Annotated in this window: 23 protein-coding genes; 8 read left to right on the forward strand and 15 right to left on the reverse strand. The window is 45.8% G+C overall.

The window, feature by feature from the left end:
- Positions 1–15 precede the first annotated feature (15 nt).
- From Q4Q49_RS02205 to Q4Q49_RS02240, 8 genes are read right to left on the reverse strand one after another with little or no spacing between them, the layout of a single operon-like run.
- Positions 16–1,302, reverse strand: coding sequence for a cyclopropane-fatty-acyl-phospholipid synthase family protein (locus Q4Q49_RS02205; RefSeq protein ID WP_311998511.1), 1,287 nt, complete (start codon positions 1,300–1,302; stop codon positions 16–18).
- Between the two features lies 1 nt (position 1,303).
- Positions 1,304–2,128, reverse strand: a complete 825-nt coding sequence (locus Q4Q49_RS02210) for a DUF1365 domain-containing protein (protein WP_311998512.1) — start codon at positions 2,126–2,128, stop codon at positions 1,304–1,306.
- Positions 2,125–3,375, reverse strand: coding sequence for an NAD(P)/FAD-dependent oxidoreductase (locus Q4Q49_RS02215; protein ID WP_115334179.1), 1,251 nt, complete (start codon positions 3,373–3,375; stop codon positions 2,125–2,127). Before Q4Q49_RS02215 ends, Q4Q49_RS02210 begins: the two co-directional genes overlap by 4 nt.
- Entirely contained in the window at positions 3,372–4,172 is an 801-nt protein-coding gene (locus tag Q4Q49_RS02220) for an SDR family NAD(P)-dependent oxidoreductase (RefSeq protein WP_063884577.1), read from the reverse strand. Before Q4Q49_RS02220 ends, Q4Q49_RS02215 begins: the two co-directional genes overlap by 4 nt.
- Positions 4,172–4,618 (reverse strand): nuclear transport factor 2 family protein, encoded by a 447-nt coding sequence (locus Q4Q49_RS02225; RefSeq protein WP_063884576.1) that lies wholly within the window; start codon positions 4,616–4,618, stop codon positions 4,172–4,174. Before Q4Q49_RS02225 ends, Q4Q49_RS02220 begins: the two co-directional genes overlap by 1 nt.
- A gap of 23 nt (positions 4,619–4,641) precedes the next feature.
- The gene (gene phrB / locus Q4Q49_RS02230) at positions 4,642–6,144 is read right to left on the reverse strand and encodes a deoxyribodipyrimidine photo-lyase (protein WP_311998513.1); all 1,503 of its coding nucleotides are present in this window, start codon (positions 6,142–6,144) and stop codon (positions 4,642–4,644) included.
- Positions 6,131–7,162 carry a MerR family transcriptional regulator gene (locus Q4Q49_RS02235; RefSeq protein WP_311998514.1) on the reverse strand — a complete coding sequence of 344 codons (1,032 nt, stop codon included), beginning with the start codon at positions 7,160–7,162 and terminating at the stop codon, positions 6,131–6,133. The genes phrB and Q4Q49_RS02235 overlap by 14 nt, the downstream gene beginning before the upstream one ends.
- Positions 7,163–7,207: 45 nt before the next feature.
- A complete protein-coding gene (locus Q4Q49_RS02240; RefSeq protein ID WP_006082548.1) occupies positions 7,208–8,161 on the reverse strand; it encodes a DUF523 and DUF1722 domain-containing protein in 954 nt (317 codons plus the stop codon).
- A 301-nt stretch (positions 8,162–8,462) separates the two neighbouring features.
- On the opposite strand from Q4Q49_RS02240, the gene Q4Q49_RS02245 reads away from it, so the two are divergent.
- Positions 8,463–8,969 (forward strand): hypothetical protein, encoded by a 507-nt coding sequence (locus Q4Q49_RS02245; RefSeq protein ID WP_311998515.1) that lies wholly within the window; start codon positions 8,463–8,465, stop codon positions 8,967–8,969.
- 241 nt (positions 8,970–9,210) lie between these two features.
- On the opposite strand, the gene Q4Q49_RS02250 is transcribed toward Q4Q49_RS02245, so the two are convergent.
- The 3 genes from Q4Q49_RS02250 to Q4Q49_RS02260 are packed head-to-tail and all read right to left on the reverse strand — an operon-like array spanning position 9,211 to position 10,968.
- The gene (locus Q4Q49_RS02250; RefSeq protein ID WP_063884572.1) at positions 9,211–9,495 is read right to left on the reverse strand and encodes a heavy-metal-associated domain-containing protein; all 285 of its coding nucleotides are present in this window, start codon (positions 9,493–9,495) and stop codon (positions 9,211–9,213) included.
- On the reverse strand, positions 9,492–9,809 hold the full coding sequence (locus tag Q4Q49_RS02255; RefSeq protein ID WP_063884598.1) for a hypothetical protein: 318 nt from the start codon (positions 9,807–9,809) through the stop codon (positions 9,492–9,494). The genes Q4Q49_RS02250 and Q4Q49_RS02255 overlap by 4 nt, the downstream gene beginning before the upstream one ends.
- Positions 9,810–9,825: 16 nt before the next feature.
- Complete coding sequence (locus Q4Q49_RS02260) at positions 9,826–10,968, reverse strand: transglutaminase domain-containing protein (protein ID WP_311998516.1); 1,143 nt, start codon at positions 10,966–10,968, stop codon at positions 9,826–9,828.
- A 794-nt stretch (positions 10,969–11,762) separates the two neighbouring features.
- Here Q4Q49_RS02260 and Q4Q49_RS02265 point away from each other — a divergent pair.
- The 3 genes from Q4Q49_RS02265 to Q4Q49_RS02275 are packed head-to-tail and all read left to right on the forward strand — an operon-like array spanning position 11,763 to position 14,923.
- A complete protein-coding gene (locus Q4Q49_RS02265) occupies positions 11,763–12,839 on the forward strand; it encodes a porin (RefSeq protein WP_311998517.1) in 1,077 nt (358 codons plus the stop codon).
- Between the two features lie 9 nt (positions 12,840–12,848).
- Complete coding sequence (locus Q4Q49_RS02270; RefSeq protein WP_006085733.1) at positions 12,849–13,259, forward strand: phosphate ABC transporter substrate-binding protein; 411 nt, start codon at positions 12,849–12,851, stop codon at positions 13,257–13,259.
- 44 nt (positions 13,260–13,303) lie between these two features.
- Positions 13,304–14,923 carry a methyl-accepting chemotaxis protein gene (locus Q4Q49_RS02275; RefSeq protein ID WP_311998518.1) on the forward strand — a complete coding sequence of 540 codons (1,620 nt, stop codon included), beginning with the start codon at positions 13,304–13,306 and terminating at the stop codon, positions 14,921–14,923.
- Positions 14,924–15,087: 164 nt separating this feature from the next.
- On the opposite strand, the gene Q4Q49_RS02280 is transcribed toward Q4Q49_RS02275, so the two are convergent.
- On the reverse strand, positions 15,088–16,359 hold the full coding sequence (locus tag Q4Q49_RS02280; protein WP_311998519.1) for a hypothetical protein: 1,272 nt from the start codon (positions 16,357–16,359) through the stop codon (positions 15,088–15,090).
- A 256-nt stretch (positions 16,360–16,615) separates the two neighbouring features.
- Between Q4Q49_RS02280 and Q4Q49_RS02285 the strand changes: the two genes are divergently transcribed.
- Genes Q4Q49_RS02285 through Q4Q49_RS02295 form a run of 3 tightly spaced genes read left to right on the forward strand, consistent with a single transcriptional unit; the run spans position 16,616 to position 19,008 of the window.
- A complete protein-coding gene (locus Q4Q49_RS02285; protein WP_311998520.1) occupies positions 16,616–16,999 on the forward strand; it encodes a RidA family protein in 384 nt (127 codons plus the stop codon).
- A 24-nt stretch (positions 17,000–17,023) separates the two neighbouring features.
- The gene (locus Q4Q49_RS02290) at positions 17,024–18,298 is read left to right on the forward strand and encodes an L-serine ammonia-lyase, iron-sulfur-dependent, subunit alpha (RefSeq protein WP_311998521.1); all 1,275 of its coding nucleotides are present in this window, start codon (positions 17,024–17,026) and stop codon (positions 18,296–18,298) included.
- Positions 18,299–18,348: 50 nt separating this feature from the next.
- Positions 18,349–19,008, forward strand: a complete 660-nt coding sequence (locus Q4Q49_RS02295) for a transcriptional regulator (RefSeq protein ID WP_220592378.1) — start codon at positions 18,349–18,351, stop codon at positions 19,006–19,008.
- Between the two features lie 51 nt (positions 19,009–19,059).
- On the opposite strand, the gene Q4Q49_RS02300 is transcribed toward Q4Q49_RS02295, so the two are convergent.
- A complete protein-coding gene (locus tag Q4Q49_RS02300; protein ID WP_311998522.1) occupies positions 19,060–20,649 on the reverse strand; it encodes a hypothetical protein in 1,590 nt (529 codons plus the stop codon).
- A gap of 202 nt (positions 20,650–20,851) precedes the next feature.
- Complete coding sequence (locus Q4Q49_RS02305; RefSeq protein WP_311998523.1) at positions 20,852–21,766, reverse strand: DUF368 domain-containing protein; 915 nt, start codon at positions 21,764–21,766, stop codon at positions 20,852–20,854.
- A gap of 225 nt (positions 21,767–21,991) precedes the next feature.
- Between Q4Q49_RS02305 and Q4Q49_RS02310 the strand changes: the two genes are divergently transcribed.
- Complete coding sequence (locus Q4Q49_RS02310; RefSeq protein WP_107402348.1) at positions 21,992–22,492, forward strand: hotdog fold domain-containing protein; 501 nt, start codon at positions 21,992–21,994, stop codon at positions 22,490–22,492.
- A 243-nt stretch (positions 22,493–22,735) separates the two neighbouring features.
- Here Q4Q49_RS02310 and xapA read toward each other — a convergent pair whose 3' ends face one another.
- Positions 22,736–23,563 carry a xanthosine phosphorylase gene (gene xapA, locus Q4Q49_RS02315; protein WP_311998524.1) on the reverse strand — a complete coding sequence of 276 codons (828 nt, stop codon included), beginning with the start codon at positions 23,561–23,563 and terminating at the stop codon, positions 22,736–22,738.
- Positions 23,564–23,602 lie beyond the last annotated feature (39 nt).

A 23,602-nucleotide genomic window follows, 5' to 3' on the forward strand; every position in this document is an offset into this window, starting at 1 on the left:
AACGACTCTCAACGGCTAATCTAACCGGATTGTCGCAGGAACAGCCAGGCTAGGCTGACTATTGCCTAGAACGCGATAGCCCGGACGTACGGCAACTAAATGCACTGTGCTTGTGGTGCGTTCTAAAAATCCACCTTCACAATAACTTAGGTAGAATTTCCACATGCGGATAAAGTCTTCGCCATAACCTAAGGTTTGGATTTCACCCACAGCATGATCGAAATTCTCATGCCAATGCCTCAGCGTTTTAGCGTAATCGAGCCCTATATCATTGAGCGACCAGACCACCATATCCGTCTGTTTGGCAATGTGACCGACCATTTGACTGACAGAAGGTAAACAGCCACCGGGGAAAATATAGCGCTGAATAAAATCCACACTTTTGCGATAACTGTCGTAACGTTGATCGGCAATCGTTATCGCCTGAAGCAGCATGCGCCCATGGGGCTTTAACAGTGACTCCAGCTTTTTAAAGAAACCCGGTAAATATTCATGCCCTACCGCTTCAATCATTTCGATAGAAACAACCCTGTCGTATTCCCCCGTCAGATTGCGATAATCCTCGGTCAGCAGTGTCACTTTATCGCTCAGGCCTTCGCTTTCAACGCGCGCTTTGGCATAGGCGTATTGCGCATCTGAAATCGTCGTCGTTGTCACGTGCACGCCATAGTGCTTGGCCGCATAAATTGCCAGTGCGCCCCAGCCAGTACCAATCTCAAGTAAGGTTTGACCTGGCTGTAAATCGAGTCGTTCGCAGATAGTCATCAGCTTAAACAGCTGGGCTTCCTGCAAACTGGCTTCCTCATGGGGATAAAGCGCACTCGAGTACAACATTTCACGGTCAAGGAACTGCTCGTACATGGCATTACCCAAATCGTAGTGGGCCAGAATGTTGCGCTTCGAGCCCTCCTGCGAGTTACGATTCAGCACATGCTTCACGCGGTTTATCGTGCCCGTTAACCAAGAAAACTTGGCTTCAATCTTATCGAGCAAGGCTAAATTGCGGGCAAACAGTTGCACAACTTTGGTGAGATCTGGGCTCGTCCAATGGCCTTGAATATAACCTTCTCCCGCACCAATGGAGCCTGAAAGCATTATTTGACGATAAAAACTGGGGTGTTTAACCACCAGCGTGGCATGTAAATCGGTATGACTCTCACCAAAACGATAGCTCTTATCGCCCTCAACTAAGGTCAAGCAGCCGTGGGGCAGGCTTTCCAGCGCCTTAAGCAAGACTTTACGCGCAATACTGTCGGGCAGTTTCCCTGTGGCGACTGAGGTTTGCGAAGCCGTATTTTCCATATTATTTCTCCATCTGAGCTGGATGCGGCACAAAGGGCACACGTTTGAAAAAGAGTTTCAGCGCTTGCCAATAAATCCCGAAGAAGATCTTGAGAGTCATAAAAGGAAAGCGAAATAAAAGCGTCCGTAAATTGGCCGCCGTGATTGGTTGGCGTTTCATCATTAGATTGGCATTAAACAGTTTTTTACCATTCTCTTGAATCGACTTGTTTTCAATACCAATATTTAAGTCTTCACTCGGCGCAGCCACATGCCATAGATAACGCATATCGAGGGTCATAAAGGGGGAAACATGAAACACTTTGTCAGAAGGTTTGGGCGCGGCTACATCCACTAAATAGCAATGGCGTTGATCCCAAGGCGTGTTACTCACCTCGGCCAACATGTATAAAGGCGTTTGATCTTGATAACAAAAATAGAAATTTACTGGGCTGAAATACACGCCAAAATGACGGATCTGACCCACAAACAGAACTCGGTCACACAGCTTATCTGCACCTAACTCGGCCACTTGCGCTAGCACTCGACTCTTAAGTGCCGCGGCGCTCGGATCGGCAACTGCCACTTCACCGCTGTTATTGGATTTAGTCGTAAAAGACGTTAAATAGTCTTTCGGATTAAATCTCAGTAAAGCGCGGCGCTGACTGGCAAAAACTCGCCCCATGGCACTGATCTTATCGACTTCATCTAAGTCAATCGCCAGCAGCGCCATTGCATAACTAAAGCTATGTTTAATCGGCGTAAAACGACTGTGAGATACTGTGCCGTAATAAATGCCGCTATTGAGCTCTGTCATATTTAAGCTTGTCACATTTACATCGGTCATAGGCTGACACCAAAATGGGCGCACACATCCAGTGCACTGCGAACGCCATCTTCATGGAAACCATTGTGCCAATAGGCTCCAGCAAAATGGGTATGATTTTGACCCGATATTTCCTCACGGCGGCCCTGCGCCTTAAGGCTGGCTTCGTTAAACACTGGGTGGGCATAATTGAAGCGGCGTATCACTTTCGCCTCATCAATCAACTCTGACTGATTCAAAGTGACACAAAACGTCGGCGCATTGGCTGGTAACTGTTGCAGTATGTTCATGTTGTAAGTTACTGACGCAGGGCGTTTTAGATTGCCATCTAACCTATAGTTCCAACTCGCCCAGGCCGCTTTTCGCTTAGGCAGGATACGCGTATCCATGTGCAGCACCACATCGTTATTCTGGTAGCTGAGATCGCCTAAAATGGCGCGTTCTGTTGGCGTGGGATCGTTTAACATCCGCAGTGCTTGGTCGCTATGACAGGCTAAAATCACCTCATCGAATTCCAACCATTCACCGTGGACCTGCAACTTCACCCCATTGCCATGACGTTCAATACCTGTCACAGGAGAGTTAAGGCGAATATTGTCTTTAAAGGGCGCAATAAGATCAGGAATATAGCTACGCGAGCCGCCCTTTAGCACATACCACTGGGGCCTATCACTGACATTTAATAAACCGTGGTGCTGGAAGAAGCGAATAAAAAACTTCAACGAAAACGCACGCATATCTTCTATGCTCGAAGACCAAATTGCCGCGCCCATGGGCAAAATATAGTGCTCGGCAAAAAAGCGCGAAAAGTTTTCACTGTCTAAATAATCACCTAAGTTGCCTTCAGGGTAAATATCCTGTTGATAGAGTGCCTTACAGCCTTTATTGAAGCGTAGAATTTCTTTTAAAAAGGCCCAAAAGCGCGGATTCAGCAGGTTACGCTTTTGGGCAAACAAACTCCCTAAATTGTGGCCGTTATATTCAAGCCCTGTCAGCGCATTATGGACGCTGAAACTCATCTCAGTCGGTAATATGGTCACGTTAAGGCGAGCCAATAAACGCTCAAATCTTGGATAGGTTCTGTCATTAAACACGATAAAACCTGTGTCTATGGCGTAGGTTTGGCCTTGGTGCTCCACATCGACTGTCGCCGTGTGGCCGCCGATATAGTCATTGGCTTCAAACACTGTGACCTTGTGCGACTCGCTTAATAGATGGCCGCAGGTTAATCCAGAAATGCCGGTGCCGACGATGGCGATATTTTTCATAAACTCTTGTCCTTAAGCGGCTTGGCTTGAGTATCGTTTGCAATCATTTTTTGCCACACAAAGGCAGGTAAAAACGACATCAATTTCAATAGATAAGTAAAGCGTCGCGGAAAATGGATCTCGCGCTTGCCACCTTTAAGCCCATTGCGGATTGCCTTAGAAGCGGTTTGCACACTCACTTGCATTGGCATGGAAAAATCATTTTTTGCGGTCAGTGGCGTCGCCACAAAACCAGGGCAAATCAAGCTCACACCTATGTCATTCTTAGCAAGATCAAGCGAGAGACTCGAGGCGAGATACTGCACGCCAGCTTTAGAGGCGCCGTAGGCTTCAGCGCGAGGGAAAGGTAAATAAATAGCGCTGGAACTCATTAAGCCAATACGTGAGCCCCTTGGCATTAAAGGTAAAAATGCACCGAGACAATATCCCATCGCAATTAAATTGGTATGGACGACGCGCTCGAATAACATATCATCGAAGGCCTTAGCATCGTCTACATACTCACAACTGCCCGCGTTCAAAACCACCAAATCGAGCTGACAATCGGTTTTCGCCAACAGCTCTGCTAAATCTTGGCCAGCTTGTTGAACTTGGTCGCGCTGGGATATATCAAAAATTAACAGCGTGGCACCGACGAGTTCATTCAAGGCTAACGCATCTAATCTTTCTTGGGAGCGGCCACAGGCAATGACGTGCCAACCTAAGGCTAAATAATCCTGCGCCAGTTGCAGCCCAATTCCTGAGCTTGCACCTGTAATCAGCACGGTATTAATTTTCAATGGTTTAACAGCGCTCATTATTTTGCCGCCCTGTCTTTGAGCAAGCGGATAAGCCCGCCCATGCAAGGCAAATGCTCGTACAACATTTGCCCTAAGTCGAAATAATCCCTGTGAAAATAAATCTTGTCGTTGAATTTAAGTTGGCTCATGCCATCAACACGGATAAGTTCGCCTTTATTCAATTTAGGGTGGCTATATTCCATCTGCCAAAACAGCGCGGCTTGATTCGCATCCTGCTGTACTTCTTTGATCTCAAACTGAATATGCTTAACATTCTTATATAACTTCGCGAAGTACTGAGTTAACGACTCTAGCCCTGTGATTTGATGCATAGGATCGGTAAAGCTAATACTGTCGTCGTAAACTTGGCCCAACAGGTGCAAGTTATCTTTATTCAAGGCTTGATAAAGCTGAATAAAATCATCAACAAGCGTATTAGTCTCAGTCGTCGCTTGGTTTGTCATCTGGTTATTGCTCCTGATCCTATTTATTGGGCCGCGGCCTTTTTCAATACGCCTAGTACGGTTAACGCCCTTGCTCTTGCTGCACTATGCTCGACAATCGCACTCGGATAAGCCGCTTTAGTGTTAAATAACGGCTGTTCAAACAAGGACGGTGTCTGCGCTGTACTGGGTTGATGTAATTGCTTAATTCCCCAAGATGCGAGCTCTGGTAAGTACTTACGGATAAAGCTGCCATCTGGATCAAACTTTTCACTCTGGCTCATAGGATTAAAAATGCGAAAATAAGGCTGGGCATCACAGCCACAACCTGCGGACCACTGCCAGCCGCCATTATTTGCAGCCAAGTCACCATCGATAAGCTTTTGGCGAAAATAGCGCTCGCCCCAACGCCAATCAATCAGTAGATGTTTAGTTAGGAAACTCGCCACCACCATACGCAAACGGTTGTGCATCCAACCCGTTTGATTGAGCTGACGCATTGCCGCATCGACAATCGGATAGCCTGTACGACCTTCACACCAAGCGGCAAACTCCTGCGGATTGTTTCGCCACTGCACATGGTCGGCTTGTCGATTGAAATTATGATTTTTAGATAAGTCAGGAAATGCCACCAGCAAATGACGATAAAACTCACGCCAGGTAAGCTCATTTAACCAAGTACGAGCTGGGCTAGTATCGTCGACAATCACCTCGGGGAAGTCATGCAGCAGCGCGGCAACGCATTGTCTTGGGCTAACGACGCCAATGGCCAGATAAGGTGAAATTGAACTGGTACCATCGATGGCGGGGAAATCCCTATCTTGCTTATAATCCTGAACTTTCTGCTGAATAAATGCTGAAAGTATACGCTTTGCCTGCCCTTCTCCCGCCGCCCAAAGTTCACTCGATACTTTAGTAACATTGTTAAACAAATGCGGCTTTGGCTCGGTCAACACAGGTCCAAGCGGCGCCGGAACTGGAAGCGGCAAAATGGCATGACGGGCGGCAATTTCTCGCCACTTACGGCTAAAAGGCGTGAAAACCTTATACATGTCGCCGGACAAGTTCAGCACTGTGCCCGGCTTAAGCAAACAATGCTCTTCGGTTAGCACCAGAGGAATACCCGCCTGAATACAGGCTTGGTCACGCTGTTGCTCGTTAATCTCAGGCTCACTGCCGGCAAACACGCGGCTAATACCCTGCCGCTGGCAGTAATCACGGATAAACTCTGGCACATCGGCAAAGGCATCTAACTGAATTAATTCGAATGTAATCCCCAAACTCGCCAGTCCTTGGGCAAGCAAATTGATGTGACGTTCGATAAAATCTAACTGAATGGGCGCCACATCATGGCGTTGCCACTGAGTTGGCGTAGCGATATAAATGGCCTTAAGTGCCACGCCATTCTCCCGCGCCCAATCGCAAGCAGCGGTTAGCGCCTGATTATCGGCAAGGCGTAAATCTTGGCGAAACCACATCAGTGCATTATTGCCCTGCACTTTTATTGACATTGAATCTATTGGCATTGAATCGTTAACTGATGTCATTGTTTTCTCCACTATTGCCCTGCTCGCTTTGACTCACGCCAATACTTTTCCCTTTGCCTTTGTGACTTCTGTTGACCTTACCCACGGAGCGAGACGGTATTTGTCCAATCAAGTCTGTCATCGAAGGCGCCCAGAAAGCCGATAAGGAAATCAACGTCGGTACAAAGGGGCCAACAAATCGACAGGGGAAACTCATTTGTGCCAATACTGTGAGCATTTCAGTCTGCTCAGACCCCGAATGATTTGGATCAGGGATCAGCAAAAGTGCATCGACGTTAAGCCTGCCCTGCAGCAGTGGCAAACTGTCTATAGCCTGCTCCCCAAGGTCGATTACCGATACTCGAAGCGACGCTAACTCGAGCGATAGGATCAAAGAAAACAGGCTTTTAGTACGGGCAGAATTAGGCGGCGTGGCCGCGCCGCGGGTTAATTGCACCACAGCCATTCGCGCCGCAACGGCCTGTCCGGTAAAGGCATAACGCCCGCCTACTCGGCTAAGTAATTCGCTTTTTAACCAAGCGAGAATTAACTCGGCATCGAGCCGCTCATCCACTAAGTCATCGAGTTGATTAAGCCAAGGTTGCAGTAACTTTTCTTTCACTAATTGAAACGGATATAAGCCAAATGCATCGTCTAATATCTGCTGCAATTTATGCTGATTGAAGTCGAACAATGCTGCATTCAGCGCAGTAATTTGCTCACCCCACAGATCGACAACTTGAGTTTCTACCATTTCAATAGACAAGGATTTGGCGGCACTCATCAACAAAGGTTTAACCTTACTGATCGCAACACCTTTAGCTAACCATGTATTAATCTCGTGGATTTCTTGAATATTTTCACTCGTATATAATCTGTGTCCCTTGGGCGTGCGCGCAGGGATCACTAAACCAAAACGGCGCTGCCATGCCCTTAAGGTCACGGCATTCACGCCGGTTAAGGCCGACACTTCACCAATGGGGAGTAACACGCCATCATTGGGCTCATCGTTGGTTATGGACTGGGTATCTTGTTTCATATATCAGTAATAACTCACTAAATTTAAAGCTAAAAACCACTCATGCTAGTAGGCATAGCGCAGCTTCAACGCCTCTGGATGAGGATTCAAATACACTTGCTCTTCAATGTAAGGCGTTGGGAATTCCCGCAGATAATGGTTGATAAGCGTGATAGGCACTAACAGAGGCAATAAACCTTCGCGATATTTCATAATCGCTTCAGACAGTTCTGTCTTTTGCTCTTTGCTCAAATGCTTTTTAAAGTAGCCCTGAATATGCTGCAGCGTACTGGTATGATTTTTACGGGTCGCATTGATTTTGAGGGCCGTCATAAAGCCTTCAAAGTAGCGGGTTGCGCTTTGTTCAAGATCCTCAATATTGGCCACTATCGGACCAAGCTCGCGATACCATGTAGGACTGTGCGCCATTAATAAATATTTATAGCGGGAATGAAACTTCACTAACTTATGCTTAGTCAGCCCTTCATGCTTCATCAGGTGCCAATCGTGATAGGCATAAACGCGGGTGAAAAAGTTCTCCCGCAGCACCATATCATGCAAGCGGCCTTCTTCTTCCACAGGCAATAGTGGATATCGTTCCATCAACTTGCGGGCGAACACACCAATCCCCGACTTAGAGCCATTGTTAGTGCCAATTTTGTACTCAGTCACCCGCTCCATGCCACAGGTTGGCGACTTAGCACAAAGCAAGTATCCGCCGAGGAAATCGAGCTCTTCAACCTTGTTTTCGCTGTATTCATTGAGCTTATCGGTCACATCTAAGCTACCGTCACCGCTCTGCACTAAGATGGTTTCACCATCACGGACTAAACGGATACTTTTACGGGGTGCACCTAGGCCAATCGCCATTTCTGGACAGATAGGCACATAATCGAAAAATTGCTTAATCTCTTGATTACAATAGGTAGAATTTTTATGTCCGCCATCAAAACGAACCTTCTCCCCTAATAAGCAAGCACTGATCCCAATCTGAATTCGCTGCGGGTTAAACTTGTACATAAGTCGACTCCTTGTATCACTATGTCTTTAATTACGGACCATAGTTGTACAAGGATCAAGTTTTTGTATAAATATTTTTTAAAAGTCTCGTTCAAGCGTGACTTCTGATGAATCAATCACGAATGAACCATACATAAACCCCACATAAGTCTGAGTTGGCCTCTAACTTGCTTAATAAAATACCGAGCATCATTAGATTGAGTTGAACGCCCAGTAGCACCATTTAACCGCACAGCATTAAAGCCAAAGGTGACCAAGGGACTCAATCGCAACCACTGGGCCATACCAAAAGGAATCGGACATGAGCACTATCAACCCCAACAGCTATACCAATCCCTATGCTAATTTGGCACTCACGCAACTCAAATCGAGCCAGAGTAGCCAAGCCAATGCTCCCACTTCGATGGCGGCATCGGGTCCAACAGCGAGCCAAGATACTGTAACCCTATCCTCATCTGCGCCTATAGCGACAGCCGATACCTATAGCCATCTCGCAGCTAACGCCAAACAAGGCTATACGGGGAATGTGCAAGCTATTGCTGGCAACCCTGAGTCAGATAAAAGCACCGACAAATTGGCTGAAGCCATGCAGACGATCCTCGATAAGCGTACAGGTATTGATAGGGAAAAACTGAAGCAGCTAGAGGCTGAAATGGAAAAAATTGCCAACGATGAAAGCCTGTCTGAAGAAGAAAAAGCTAAGCAACTAGAGTTACTGCAAGCGCAAAAAATGGATCTGATAAAGGAGTCTTCAGAGAAAAATGAACAGAGGCAACGCAGTGTCGATCCCGAGGTGTATTACAGCTAATAAAGCAATGCTAGGCCAAGATGTTAAGCGGAATGGGTGTATTGAGTATTGAGCGCAGTGTAGGTGTGGAAGATAAACTGATGACGTGAAGATTGGTTTATTCGTTAAAGATCAGCCTAAGCATTTGAACTTAGGCTGATCTTTAATATTTTTTGGCTAACTCTTTTGCTAAAAGCTGGCTAAGAGAAAGTGGCTAAAAACGAGCAGCTAAAACGCGGTACCAGCAACTGTTCTAAGACGCTTAAGCTTGTTTCTCTATCTTGTTAATACTGCCCTTATAACCCGTTTCATCAACGGCCTTGAGTAAATTATCGAGATTAAAATCCTCTGGCACAGTCACTATTGCTTGCTCAGTTTTCAACGAAGCCTTGGCCTTAATCACCCCATCGGTTTTACGCAGGGCTTTATTCACGACAGTGACACACAGCGGACAAGTCATGCCCTTAACATCCAAGGTAACCAGCACGTTTGCCGCCCAGCTCGACGCTGAACACAGGCTAAAGGCGAGAAATAACACTAACTTCATTCGAACACCTCTAATAACCAAGGTAATACAAAAGGATATAACTGGAATGCCAGCACGACAGGCACAGTTAACCAGTACAGCCACACCATCTGAGTACGACTCAACGTCGCAGTACAAAATAGTTTTTTAGCAAAATAGAGCCGCCAAAATCCCATCAGGATAAGTCCAGTAGACAGTATCAACATGGGCACTTGCAGCCAGCTCAGCTGCTCAATCCCCGACAGGCTCGCGGCCGACACCCCGAACACCAGATAAATAAGCGGGGCAATACAGCATAGGCTTGAAGCAACCGCAGCAATCACTGCGGCGGCCATCGTCGCTAAGAGTCCCTTAGCGTTGTTCGATTGACTGGTAGTCATAGGCAAACACTTTTGGTTCATAATAATTCACAGGATCACCATCGACTTCCGCATACGGATAACCAAAGTTATTCAGTGGTGTCTGCTCGGCTTCAGGGAATAAATCAAAGTCGCGACCATAGTTAAAGCCAACCCAATTCATTTCCCAGTTACCAAAGAGGTAATCATTCACTGCCTGAACCGCAGGATCGCTGTGTTCTTTTTTCTCTGTTAAGCGCATTTTAGTCACATCGGCAGGATCGGCTGGCAACCAACCATAACCCGCTAAATAGAACATAGCGCGGCAATGTTGACCGCCACTGACATCGGCAGCCCCTTTGTCATCGGCGCTCCCAAAGGCCTTTTTAGAGTAATGACCCATCTTGATCGCCTGACCTAAGCGAATACCAAACATTTCACGGGCAGGGATACCCACAGCGCGCATTAACGCCACAAATACCGAGTTAATGTCGGTACACTTACCGCCTAACTTGCCACTTTCTAAAATGCTGGCCACATCACCCGTACCACAGCCAATCACACTATTGTCGCGGAACATATTGGCGCTAACCCAAAGGTATATCAGTCGCGCTTGTTTCAGTGGTTCAGTTTCGCTACCCACAATTTTATCCGCCGTTTGCTTCACAATACCGTTAATTGGCATATGTTTAGTCGGCAGTAAATAACGTTCTACATCTGCAGGATAGTGGATCTGTGTTGGTGTGCGATAGTGAGCCAAAGCGCCGCTTTTAAGCGGTTCCCAATCTAAGGTTTCAATGTCTAACTCAACGGTCATTGTCATGCTGTCTTTGGCATCTGGCCAAGTCGCAAACAGCGTTTTGGCGCCATAACTGTTGTTTGAGCTGATATAGGCATCTTTAAAACTGCCGGTGAAATTCAGCTTACTGACCCGTTGGAATTGCGTGTCTTCAGGCAAAGGGATCCACAACTTAACCACGCCCTCAGAGCCTTCAGGAGCAACAAGATGGTAAGTGTTGGTTAAGATAAAACGGCGACGTCCATCGCTTGAGCTATGTTCAACGACACTCGATTTAGAGGAAGATGCCAGTACCGGCGTGATAAACCCCGCAGTCGACAAAATAGCCGCACTTTTTAAAAAATTGCGTCTTTGCATTATGACATTCCTTTTATTGGATCATGTTAGAAAGAAGAGAACTCAACATCACAGAGCAAGATTATAGGTTCTATAGCACTATGCAGCAATCAAGCCCAATTTAGGCTGCTCACCATACAGTACAAAGACCGTAAATCGGAGAAAAAGACGCAGTAAAATATGCCGCAGCGCCACATACTCATGAAAATGGGATAAATATCGACTTTTCTTAGAAGAGCAATTTTAGAAGACTAAAACGATGAAAAATTAAGAGGATTATATAAACCGAACAAATTTAAGCCAACTAAAACAAGTATCACTCGTATTAATTCTATAATCACACAGCAAAAAATATCAACATTAGTCGAAGTTAATATTTATGAGGGAGATAATTCCTAGTTATTTATCGTGCAAACGTACAGAGTTCTCATTTAATAAAATGAGTTATTCTCTTGGCCGAACTATTATTTACAAAATATGCTTTACAACATTTTCATCTGCAAAAATGAAACAGAATTCGAATTTAGTGACTAAAATTTATACGCTTAAATCTGCAATTTAAGTGTGTACTAAAATTGCGGTCTCTAAACTTGCCCGAATTCAGGTCTAGATATTTGGCACATCTAGCGCTTTCAACTCACTTTCAACTCACTTTCAACTCACTTTCAACTCAATAATCACAACATAAATTCCAAACTCATCGTCCGAAATGGACTTAGACCACCGTGTTACAAAAATGTTCCATAAAAGTTTGCGTATGTTCACACCTGTTCTAGGCTTAAAAACGAATATACCTCACTTTAAAGGGCTTTTTTATGAAACATAAGTTTTCATTAGGTCTTTGCTCACTCTTGCTCAGTTCCTCCGCTTATGCAGAAGTGAACATTTCAGGTTTTGCCTCAGTTGTCGCGGGTCAAGTTCTCGAAGGTTCTGGCGTTGCTGAGTTTGATTTAGGTCCCACCTTTCTCGCCGACTATCCACTCGTTGGTGCCTACGATGAAGATATTAGCTTTAAACCAGATACCTTATTTGGAATCCAATTTTCAGCGGATTTACTCGAAGGTTTAACTGCCACTGCACAGGTCGTCTCACGCGGTGCCGATGATTTTTCAGCAAGTTTTGAATGGGCTTATTTGTCCTATGAGATCAATGATAATTGGACAGTACAAGGCGGTAAAAAACGCCTACCTCTCTACTATTACAGTGATTTCTTTGATGTTGGATATGCCTATCCTTGGATACGTCCACCCGCAGATAACTACACATGGCAAATATTTAACTACACAGGTGTCAGCGCGCTATATAACTATTTAATTGGCGACTGGACCATGTCAGGGCAAGTCTATTACGGTAGCGAAGATAGTGAACCCAATAAACTGTTATCTGACTTTTTCTTCCTCGAAAATACCCGAGAAGTGTGGAAGGACATAGGCGGTATTGTTGTCCAATTCAATAAAGATTGGTTAGATATTCGCCTTACACATATGCAATACACTAATGAACGTTATATTGGTGGAATTCAGCAGGAATGGAATGGCAGCACCCAACGTTCAGGAAAGTTTTATGGCCTGTCAGTTAACGTAGATTATGAGAACTTCCTCTTTCTATCAGAGCTTAACCGCTTAGATCTCGATGGTAGTAATCTAGATACTTACTTGCTCACTTTCGGTTATCGTATCGATTCAGTGATGCCATACATTTCCTATTCGGACTTCAATGATGGTGAAGGCGGCGAAGTGCACCATACAAGCTCGGCAGGAATACGCTGGGATTTCCATCCTTCGGCAGCCTTTAAAATTCAATATGATGACGTTAAAGATGATGGCGGCCCAGGCATGAAAGTCGCAGGGGATTCTAAATCCATCAGTCTTGGCATTGATTTAGTATTTTAGGAGAGAGATATGAAAAAATTAGTTTGCTCAATCCTACTCAGTTTACTCTCAATGCCATTATTTGCTGGCGTAGTTGTCATAGTGAATCCCAGTAATGCGGATGCAATAGATCAAAAATCAATCGAGAATATTTTTTTAGGAAAAACAAAGACCTTCCCCGGAGGAGCCCAAGCAGTACCGGTCAACCTTGACAGCGCTATGCCCTTAAGAGAGACATTTGACACTAAAGTATTGGGCAAGTCATCCAGCCAACTTAAGTCATATTGGTCACAGAAAGTGTTTACGGGCAAAGGAACGCCACCCAAGGAAGTCAGTAGTGGGGCGGAGATGATAAAATTAGTTGCATCTAACCCTAATATTATTGGCTATATTGATAGTAGTGAGGCCAATGATTCGGTAAAAGTTATTGCCGAGTTTTAGATTGGAGTGCCGGGCTTTAGCTCGGCACAACTTGGGGGCAAGGGATGAATTTCTTTAATAACATTTCTATTTTTAAAAAAGTTATCGCGATATTTATTTTAGCAGTCATCATTTTCGCTTTAAACTTAAGCATTAGTGTTATCTCCATAAATAAAAATCGCACCACTCTTAACTATATGGAGCAGCAAGTTTACCAAAGGGTTGAACTCGCCAATCAAAACGTGTTTTTTATCCAACGACTCGATGAGCTTTATACTCAATCCGTTTCTTTTGCCGACGAAGACCTGTTAACCAACGCAGGTACTATGTACGAATCTTTACGCAAAAACCTCCAACAGTTAGACAAGGTCGATCCCTCACAAGCCAATCAACTCAACAATCTATCGGCTAAATTAACCCGTTATAACGACATGACGATTAAGCTGGCTAAAGGCATGCTGTCAGGTACGATTGATATGGCAAATATTGGCCAAATCAGCCAAGAAAAATCCCAAGCCTATGAAGCCGTACTCAATGAAATACAAAACTACAAACAAGAAAAAGTACTCGAATTTAAACAATCAATAAAAGAAGCAGGCGACAGATCGGAGCAAAGTTTATGGCTCACCCTCTCCATAGGTATCGCTTTGCTGATCGTGATGTTTATTGTCACTATCGCCATTGCACGCGCCATTAGCTCTTCCGCCCGTAATGTTGCCCAGTCATTAAGTGAACTCGCCGATGGTAAGGGTGATCTTAGCCATAAACTTAACGTGTCTGGTAGTGATGAACTCGGCCAAGTATCGAGTAACTTCAATCGATTCCTTGGGTTACTCGGTGATTCGATTCGCAGGGTGGTGAATGTTACCGATCCCTTGCTTGCAAGCTCGCACTCACTCAAACAGCGAATGGAAGATGCAACGCATGCAACCCAGAGACAAAGCCATGATGCCAGTGCTGTGCAAGTTTCAATGGAAGACATGCGCCACTCTGTCATCGAGATTTCGCAAAATGCGCGCCAAGCCGCCAGTGCTGCCCAGATTGCCGAAAAAGAAGCCATGCAAGGTATGACAGTCGTCCAACGGACTATCGATATTTCACAGGAATTAAATACGGGGATTCAGGCCGCTTCTAACTCGATTAATGAACTTGCCAGAGACACTGAAAATGTCACCTCTATCTTAAATGTGATTACCTCGATTGCTGAGCAAACCAACCTGTTGGCACTGAACGCCGCTATCGAAGCTGCCCGCGCGGGTGAGCAAGGACGGGGCTTTGCCGTGGTAGCGGATGAAGTCCGTGCCCTCGCCTCTAAAACCGCAGATGCAACCACAGAAATTCGTCATGTACTGCAAAACCTTAAAACGGCGGCTATTTCTTCGGTTAGTACCATGAATGTGGCCATGTCTAAATCATCAGAAAATGAAACCAATGCCCAAAACACGGGCATTGCATTGAAATCAATTCAGCAGCAGATTGTCAGTATCAATAGCATGAATACCCACATTGCCTCGGCAACGGAAGAACAAGCCTCGGTCGCTTCCCAAGTGGTCGATAACGTCGTCAACATGAACGCTTCATTCGAACAGACATTGCAAATTCTGTCGCAGGTTCGCAATGTTTCTGAGGGATTAGTCGATTTTGCCGATGAACTGAAAAACGCCACCTCACAATTCAAACTTTGAGGACGACTTATGATGATTACTTGGGATCATGGCTTGTCATGATTGCTTGAAATAATTGCTTGAAATGATTATCTAAGGTCGTTTTCCCCATAAAAAACCGGTATTGAGTAACTCAATACCGGTTTTTATGCATCAAAGCTTAACTTCCCCCCATTTTAACCCTGCTAACTAAACGCCAGGAAAGGTGATACACACAGTAATAAACCCGTGATGATAATGATATACAGCGACACGCCCTTGTACTTATGCAGTGAGGGGACTTGATACACTAAATAAGCGGGAATTAAACAACCCACTAAACCAAAGATTGGACTGCAAATTGACGTAAAACTTAGCACTGGCGCATTCAATACAATCGCACCCCACGACAGTAGAATCGTGAAAATCATGATGCCGTAACCGACAAGCTTTTTGTTGATGCGATCTTCAGGCATAAACCGACGCAGCATATTCATGGTTAGCCCTTGGCAAGCTTCTCTGAAACCAAGATACACGCCAAAGTAAGCCGTCATGACGGCAAAAATGTTCAGTGTCAGACTCAGTAATTTCAGCGTTTGCCCCTGCATACCTTGGGCGACCATGGCCAAGGCCGAGATATTTTCTTCCGATGCGCGCACCGCTTGTTCGTGACCCATAGCGAGCGTGAATGATACGGCATAAAAGAACACCACGACAAACAAGACACCAAAGGCAATATTCATCGCGCGCATCGCTTTAAAGCGCGCCACGGCTAAAGATTTTTCCCGTGAACGGTATGAAATCACCATAGGGCTTAAGCTTTGAATAAACAGAATCGATGTCAGCGTAAAAGGCAGCATAACGACCGCATCTTTTAACCAATCACCCGTTGCTGGGATAGCGCCAATATTATTGATATCCCACTTATCCACCATCAATAACCCTAACACAGCCACAACACCCAGCTTAGTCAGCACCATAAAAGTGGAGATCTTAAACAGTAGATTTTCACCGCGGGAGGCTAAGGCAACTAAGCCGCAGATTAAGGCTAGACCATAAAAAGGATTTTCTGACAATAACGCTTTGGTGACCCCAAAACTTTGCAAAAATGAAGCACTGTCGTTTGTAATGGCCGTTGAATAAACGAACACCCAAATGACCAGCATGATGAAGTACAAGCCGCCCAACAGCATGCCCCAGTTTTTACCTAAGTAACCCGAAATCACACTCGGGTAATCCTTACACTCAGGCGATTCAGCTAAGGTATTGATAAACAACCGTTGAAACATATACATGGCAGGATAGCCAATAATGCCAGACAGTAAAAACACCCATAACCCCATTAAACCGACCTGCACAGGCAAAAACACGATCCCCGCGCCAATCGCCATTCCAATACTCATGATAATCCAGCCCCAATCCGTACTATCGAAGCGGGTATCTGCTTTCCACTGTGCAGCAGTAATTGTTGCATCCATTATTTCACCTTTACCTTGTCGCTATTATTTTATGCAAATATATTTGAACAAAACAAACTCAGCAATCAATATACTCAACTTTTGTTGAACAAAGAGTTAAAGCTCACAACTTGACTGAAAACGAGATAAATAGCGCACAAACCGCAGTGACAAATGAAATTCATTAAAAAATAATTGCAATAAAGCATAAAAATACAAATAATGTTGCACATACGCCGACCTAGGCATTCAATTTTATTTGCAAATTGGAGAGACAATGAAAACTATTATTCATGCAGAACGTGCTCCCGCAGCCATTGGCCCTTATTCACACGGTACGAGCTATGGCAATCTCATCTTCACCTCTGGCCAACTACCCGTTTGTAAAGAGAAAGGCGGCGTGGTTGACGGTGGGATCACCGCACAATCGATTCAGTCGCTAGATAATCTCAAATACGTACTTGAAGCGGGTGGCGGTAGCTTAGAAACGGTTCTCAAAACCACTTGTTATCTTGCTGAGATCAGTGACTTTGCCGCCTTTAACGAAGTATATAAAACCTATTTTAAAACCGACTGCCCTGCACGTAGCTGTTTTGCGGTGAAGGATCTTCCACTGGGCGTTAAAGTGGAAGTTGAAGCGATAGCACACGTTAACATTTAAGTATTAACAAAAGGTTGTAAGCTGATGAAACCCCAATGGCAGCAGTATATTAACATCATCAAACAGGTCGTTAAGCCCGCATTAGGCTGCACTGAGCCCATCGCCGCCGCTTACGCCGCCGCCGTCGCCCGCGCCTTGTTGGGTGTTGAACCCGATTCAATTGCAGTACAAGTGTCTGACAATCTTTATAAAAACTCTATGGGTGTGTTTGTACCTGGTACAGGCAAAATTGGTCTTGCGATTGCGGCTGCGGCAGGCGCCATTGCGGGTAATCCTGATGCGGGCTTAGAAGTATTAGCAGTGATCACGCCGGAGCAAGTCGCCAAAGCACAGGCACTGATCGATGCGGGTAAAGTCACAGTCGAGCGCACTGAAACGGCGGAGTTTATTTATTGCTGCGTTATCGCAAAAAAAGGCGACCGCGAAGCCCTAGTGAAAATCTGTGGTGGCCATACGCTTATTGCCGAAAAGCGCCTCAACGGCGAATCCGTCTTCAGTACCGATAGCACGCAAGCTAAAGCCACGGGTTCCATCTGTGAAGGCGTGGATATCACTATCGAATCCATTTATCGCTTCGCCCAAGAAGTCCCCTTCGAAGAGATCAAGTTCATCCTCGAAGCCTCTGAGTTAAACGGCAAATTATCCGATGAAGGCATGGCGAATCCCTATGGGCTTGAAGTCGGCCGCACCATGAAAAGCGGCATAGCTGCCGGCATTATCGGTGAAGATTTACTCAATAAAATCGTGATGTTAACGGCTGCCGCCTCCGATGCGCGCATGGGCGGTGCGAACTTGCCCGCCATGAGTAATCTTGGCAGTGGCAACCAAGGCATAGCCGCGACTATTCCCGTGGTATTAACGGCGCAATGCTATAAGGTTTCAGAAGAACAGCTCGCCCGCGCCTTGATCATGAGCCATCTCGGGGCAATTTATATCAAGTCCCATTACCCGCCGCTGTCGGCATTTTGTGGCAATACAGTCACCAGCGCCGCCGCGTCTATGGCCATGGTGTATTTGGCGGGAGGTTCGTTCGAACAATCCTGTTTCGCGATTCAAAACGTGATCAGCGATAGCTCGGGCATGGTGTGTGACGGCGCTAAAGCTTCCTGCGCTATGAAGGTCAGCACGTCCTCCAGTGCGGCCGTGCGCTCATTTTTGATGGCGCTCAGTAGTCACAATGTCTCCGGCCAAGGTATTATTGCAACCGATGTTGAAAAAACCATTAAAAACATTGGCAAAATGATCCTCAATGGCATGTCATCCACAGATGTCACTATTATCGATATTATGTCGGCATAATGATTTTAACCCGTTGAATATTAGCGGGTTAATAACCAAAGGTTGAAATTGTGAAACTGCAAGATTTAACGCAAAGTGATCTGGACATTCTGAAATCTGTCGAAAATATCGTCGATGGCATCGCGGCTATGTATGGTCAGCACACAGAAGTGGTATTGCACAGCCTAGATGCGAAACATCCGTCTGTGGTCAAAATTGCCAATGGCCATGTTACAGGTCGAGAAGTGGGTGCGCCGATAACCAACCTTGCCTTGCTTAAACTCAAGACAGGTCAGGATATTTCTAACTCTTACCTAACGAAATGCGCCAATGGTAAGACGCTGAGATCGATCACGACGGTGATCCGCAACAGTAAAAATCAGCCCATAGGTTTGCTGTGCATTAACAGCGACATGGATGCACCACTGCAATCTGTGCTGCGCACTATGATGCCAGAGCAACTCCTTGGCAGCGAACTGACCAGCTCGCCCGAGGTGTTTGCCCGCAATATCGATGAAGCGCTCCATAGCACGATTGACAGTATCAACCATGAAGTGCGCTCAAACGCTGGGATTTCCCCTTCACAGAAGAACCGCGAAATCGTTAACCAATTGCATGAGTTAGGGATTTTCGAACTCAAGGACAGCGCCCAAGTCGCGGCCACTCGATTGGGGATTTCGGTACATTCCATTTATCGCTATCTGCGGGAAATCAAAGCCAATCAAGCTTAATTGCGTGCATGATTGAATCAACGGGCTGAAATGAAATATTCCAGCCTCGTTTTAATATGACATATCAGCATCAGCTTCACCGCCACTCCCTAAGAGATCCCACGTCAAAACTTTACCATCAGAAGTGAGCGCTACCATGTTTGATATGTTGCCACGCACCTCAATGACATCGGTTAGATCAATATCTTGTTTTTTAGCATGCCAACTCAGCCCGCCAAATTGCCAAACTGAAAGGATCCCATCACGTCGCTTAGCGGTAAATCCCATAACACTTGGGATAAGCTCGATAACCTCAGAGACACCAAGCTTAGGTCCCGCGCTATCCTCTACTACAGTGCCATCCGCTTTCAACGCAGCATAACTCTGATTTAACGTAACCACTTGAACTACATCGGTAATCTCTTGCATCATAGGTTCACCACTTAAATCCTCTGCTCCTTGCCAACCTATTAATGTGCCATCCTCTCGCAGCGCAACAAACCCCGTATCTATCGCATATAGTGCGTGTACATGTTGCAACTTGTTTTGCACGGCCGAAGCATTACCGCCATGGCGTTTATGACCCCAAACTACAACATCGCCATTCGCTTTTAACGCAGCATAAGCGCCATCATTAGCTACAATATCAATGACTTTTTCTTGGCTATTAGCAGGCGAGTTCGCTAATGCTAACGGAAAAAGTACACGACTCTCTGGCAAAAAACCTTCACCCCACGCATAGACTCTTCCATCGGCCATTAATGCAGTAAAACCAAATACTGAATGAACAACTTTGGTAACTGCCGTAAACTCACTGAGTCTAGCCAGTTGTCTTTGGTTTTCTTGACCATCATTGACGCTCCCCCAAGACATTAGCTCCCCGTTTTGAGTCACGGCAGTAAAGGCACTTGGCGCCGCATAAACGGCTTTAATATTCTTAAGTTTTGCGGCAAGGTGTTGACTATTACCACCGTGATAGGCCGAACCCCAGGTCACCACAGTGCCATCCTGTAGTAACGCAGCAAATGCTGCATCATTGATACTCACACTCTGCACATTCTTCAACGCTGGCGCTGAATAAATTCCGTGATTTAATTCATCCAAAGACCCATCCACGATAGACCAACTGATGACGCTGCCATCTCGTTTTATGGCGGCAAACAGATCATCACGCATTACAAAATCTGCCACTTGCGTGAATTTATCTTTAAGTAATGCTGGTGCATCCCCCATATCCCAAATCACCAGTCGATGGTCTTGGGTTAATGCTGCAAAACCACACCCAGAATCCGAAGCAAATATAGTTTTGACATTAACCAATTCAGCCGCCACGGCGCTATGGTCGCCACCGCACTGACGATCGCCCCATGTCACCACGCTGCCATCCAGCCTAAGTGCCGCAAAAGCACCTTTATTACTGTAGATATGCCGGACATTCTTGAGGGAGTTGTCAGTTGTGAGATTGGTATTATCGGCTTGAGCATATTGGCCATATTGAGATGCCTTGCCCTTGGGCCTATACTGCTGCAAGGTGTTTTCCATCTGCGTGCGTTGCTCAGAGGAGAGCCCGACATCTTGCTTATTGATACTATTGGTAATCACATGGGTTAACGCGAAGAAAGCGAGCGCGGCGCCCGCCCATGACACGGTATTCTTATTCACAAAACATCCTTATCGTAACGACAAACTCATACTGAATTTATACAGGTGCCTTCAACCAAAGGCACACCTCTGCAAAGGCTAAGTATTGTACAAAAAAACCATGAAAATTAAATATCTGATGCCTTTTGGGCAAAACAACAAAGCAGCGAAGGCTCGCTGCTTTGATAGGGAAAACGTTATACCAAGGGTATTAAATAAAGGATTAATCTCTTTTACCCACTTTCTCTAACCCCCATACCAGTGCAATCGCCGCCAGCATACACACAATCGCAAAGGCGAGTTGCGAAGGTTGGCCCGTCACTTGCTCAAAATTAAGCGGCGAAATATTTTGCTCCAGCAAAGGCACTTGCTCACCGTGGGAGTTAGTCCGCCAAGTTAAAGTTTCTTTCCATGGCCAAATTTTACCTAAGGTGCCTAACATTAATCCGGTTAGAAACACGATAGTGGCATCGTGGTGCTTACGCAGCAGTGCCGACAATAGATGACTGAATGTCAGTAATCCCATCACAGCGCCAACCGCAAAACAGGCCAAAATATCCAGCTGAATATTTTTAGCCGCAGCTAAAACCACGGGATATAAGCCTAACAATAATAAGATAAAACTGCCTGAAATCCCCGGTAACACCATAGCACAAATCGCAATCGCGCCGCCGAAGAAGATATTCATATAACTGGCTTCTACCGCGACCGGATTCAGCACAGTTATCGCCCATGCGGCCAGCACACCTAAGGCAAATAAACCTAAACGTGCCATAGTGAAACCACTCACTTGCTTAAGCATATGCACGACAGAGATAAGAATAAGCCCAAAAAAGAACGACCAAATCGGGATCGGATGCGTCGCTAGTAACCAAGAGATCAACTTAGCAAAGGTAAAAATACTGGTTAGGATCCCCGCCAGCAGACTCACTAAAAAGCCACCATTGATATGGGCAAATGCCCCTTTGATGCCCTGCGACTTAATCACGCCCCAAAGGGAAGGATTGATACGTTTTACACTGTCGAGCAAGGTATCAAGAATACCGGTAATAAACGCTATGGTGCCGCCCGAAACGCCTGGCACCACATCGGCAGCACCCATGGCCATTCCCTTAAAATACGTCAGCAAATATTTCACTGTGAGTCCTTGTAGTTAAATCAATATGCCATTGCCGCTAAACGACAAATTGGCCGCAATTATACGGTGTTACACTAAAAACCGCGAAATGAAGTTTGCTTAATTATGCCGACTGGTATTTGTTGTTATCCTAATGTTACACTCATCCGACCAGAGCAGTCCAAACCCAACTTGGAACAGGCTCAAGATAACAATCCCCCTTTGCATCATTAATTAAGGATGACCATGAGCCAGACTGATTCTTCTAGCACTGCAGAACAAAAACCAAATAAAGTGCTCGCGCTCTACCACAAGACTCGCCGTTATCCCTTCGGCCAAAAACTGTTTTCAATCATGGTTTCACGCATGGCCCCCTATTTCGGCACCATCAAACCACTGATCACTGAATTACGCCTTAATCATTGCGCCTGTTTAATTAAAAAACGCCATGCCGTTCATAATCATATAAAAACTGTGCATGTGATTGCGATTTGTAATGGTCTAGAAATGGCCATGGGCGTGATGGCCGAAGCCTCAATTCCAAAGCATTTACGTTGGATCCCTAAGGGCATGAGTTTGGATTATACCGCTAAAGCGGGCAGCGATATTTTATGTATCGCCGAAGTGACGCCAGATCAATGGACTCCGGGCGATATGTTGGTTCCCGTTACCGCCTACGACACCCAAGGTGTAGTTGTGGTTAAGGGCCATATCAAGCTGTGGATTTCAGAAAAGCCGCAGAAATAAGCGTTTTGCATCGAGCGCTGCGGCTTAATGTCAGCAGCTAAAAAGGGAGCTAAGCCCCCTTTTTAGCCTTCAGCCGTATTTCGTTAAAAAACTCGGATAGCGCAATTGCACGCCGCCTTGCTCGCTCACTTTTAAGTGCGGATTTTTAAATCCGAACTCTTAAATATGAGATCTTAAATACGAGAGCTTAATTCGACCTATTAAATACGAGCTTTTAAAATAGCAGCCCAGTTAAACCAGATGTTAAGCAAAATGACTGGCGGTAAAACGCTCAATTAAACGGATAAAGTCAGCTTCGGCAAGCTTAGCGGATGTTAAGGTTTGTTCATGGGATAACTGCACATCCCCCAATCCTTCGGCCATATTGGTAATGGCGCACACAGCCAAGACGGGCAAACCACAATGCGCCGCCGAAATCACCTCTGGCACCACGGACATCCCCACTACATCGCCACCGATAATTTGCATCATGCGGATTTCGGCCGCGGTTTCAAAACACGGACCAGAGTAAGATACAAAGACCCCTTGATTCACTTCAATGCCTGCGGCTTTTGCGACACTTAAGGCTTCAGCTCTGAGGTCTTTATCATAAGCATTGGCCAAGCTAAAAAAGCGCGGGCCGTAGCTGTCATCGTTTGCGCCCGTCATGGGCGTACCCGGCATAGTGTTGATGTGATCGCTGAAAATCACTAATGAACCCACGCCGATCCGCTCTGGTCGTAATGACCCCGCAGCATTAGTCACCAGTAACAATTCACACCCTAAGCGTTTGAAAGTACGTACCGGCGTCGTCATCACCTTCATGCTTTGGTGCTCGTAAAAATGCCCACGGCCTTTCATGCACACTATGTCTACGCCATGTAAGCTGCCTAGCACTAGCTCTCCCGAGTGGCCGACGACGGTACTCACGGGAAAGCCGTCTAACTCTTCATAGGGGATCACTACTTTGTTATCTAAATTATCGGCAAACGCGCCAAGCCCTGAGCCCAAAATCATAGCAGCGCGGGGAGAGAAATTCGGTTTACGGGCTCGAATCGTCGCAAGGGCATTAATAATAGGATCATGGCTCATACAAGGTACCTCATAGCAAAGGAATGAAAGAGTAAACGA

Origin of the sequence: Shewanella sp. SP1S1-7, assembly GCF_031932105.1 — a bacterium.
Taxonomy (GTDB): Bacteria; Pseudomonadota; Gammaproteobacteria; order Enterobacterales; family Shewanellaceae; genus Shewanella; species Shewanella baltica.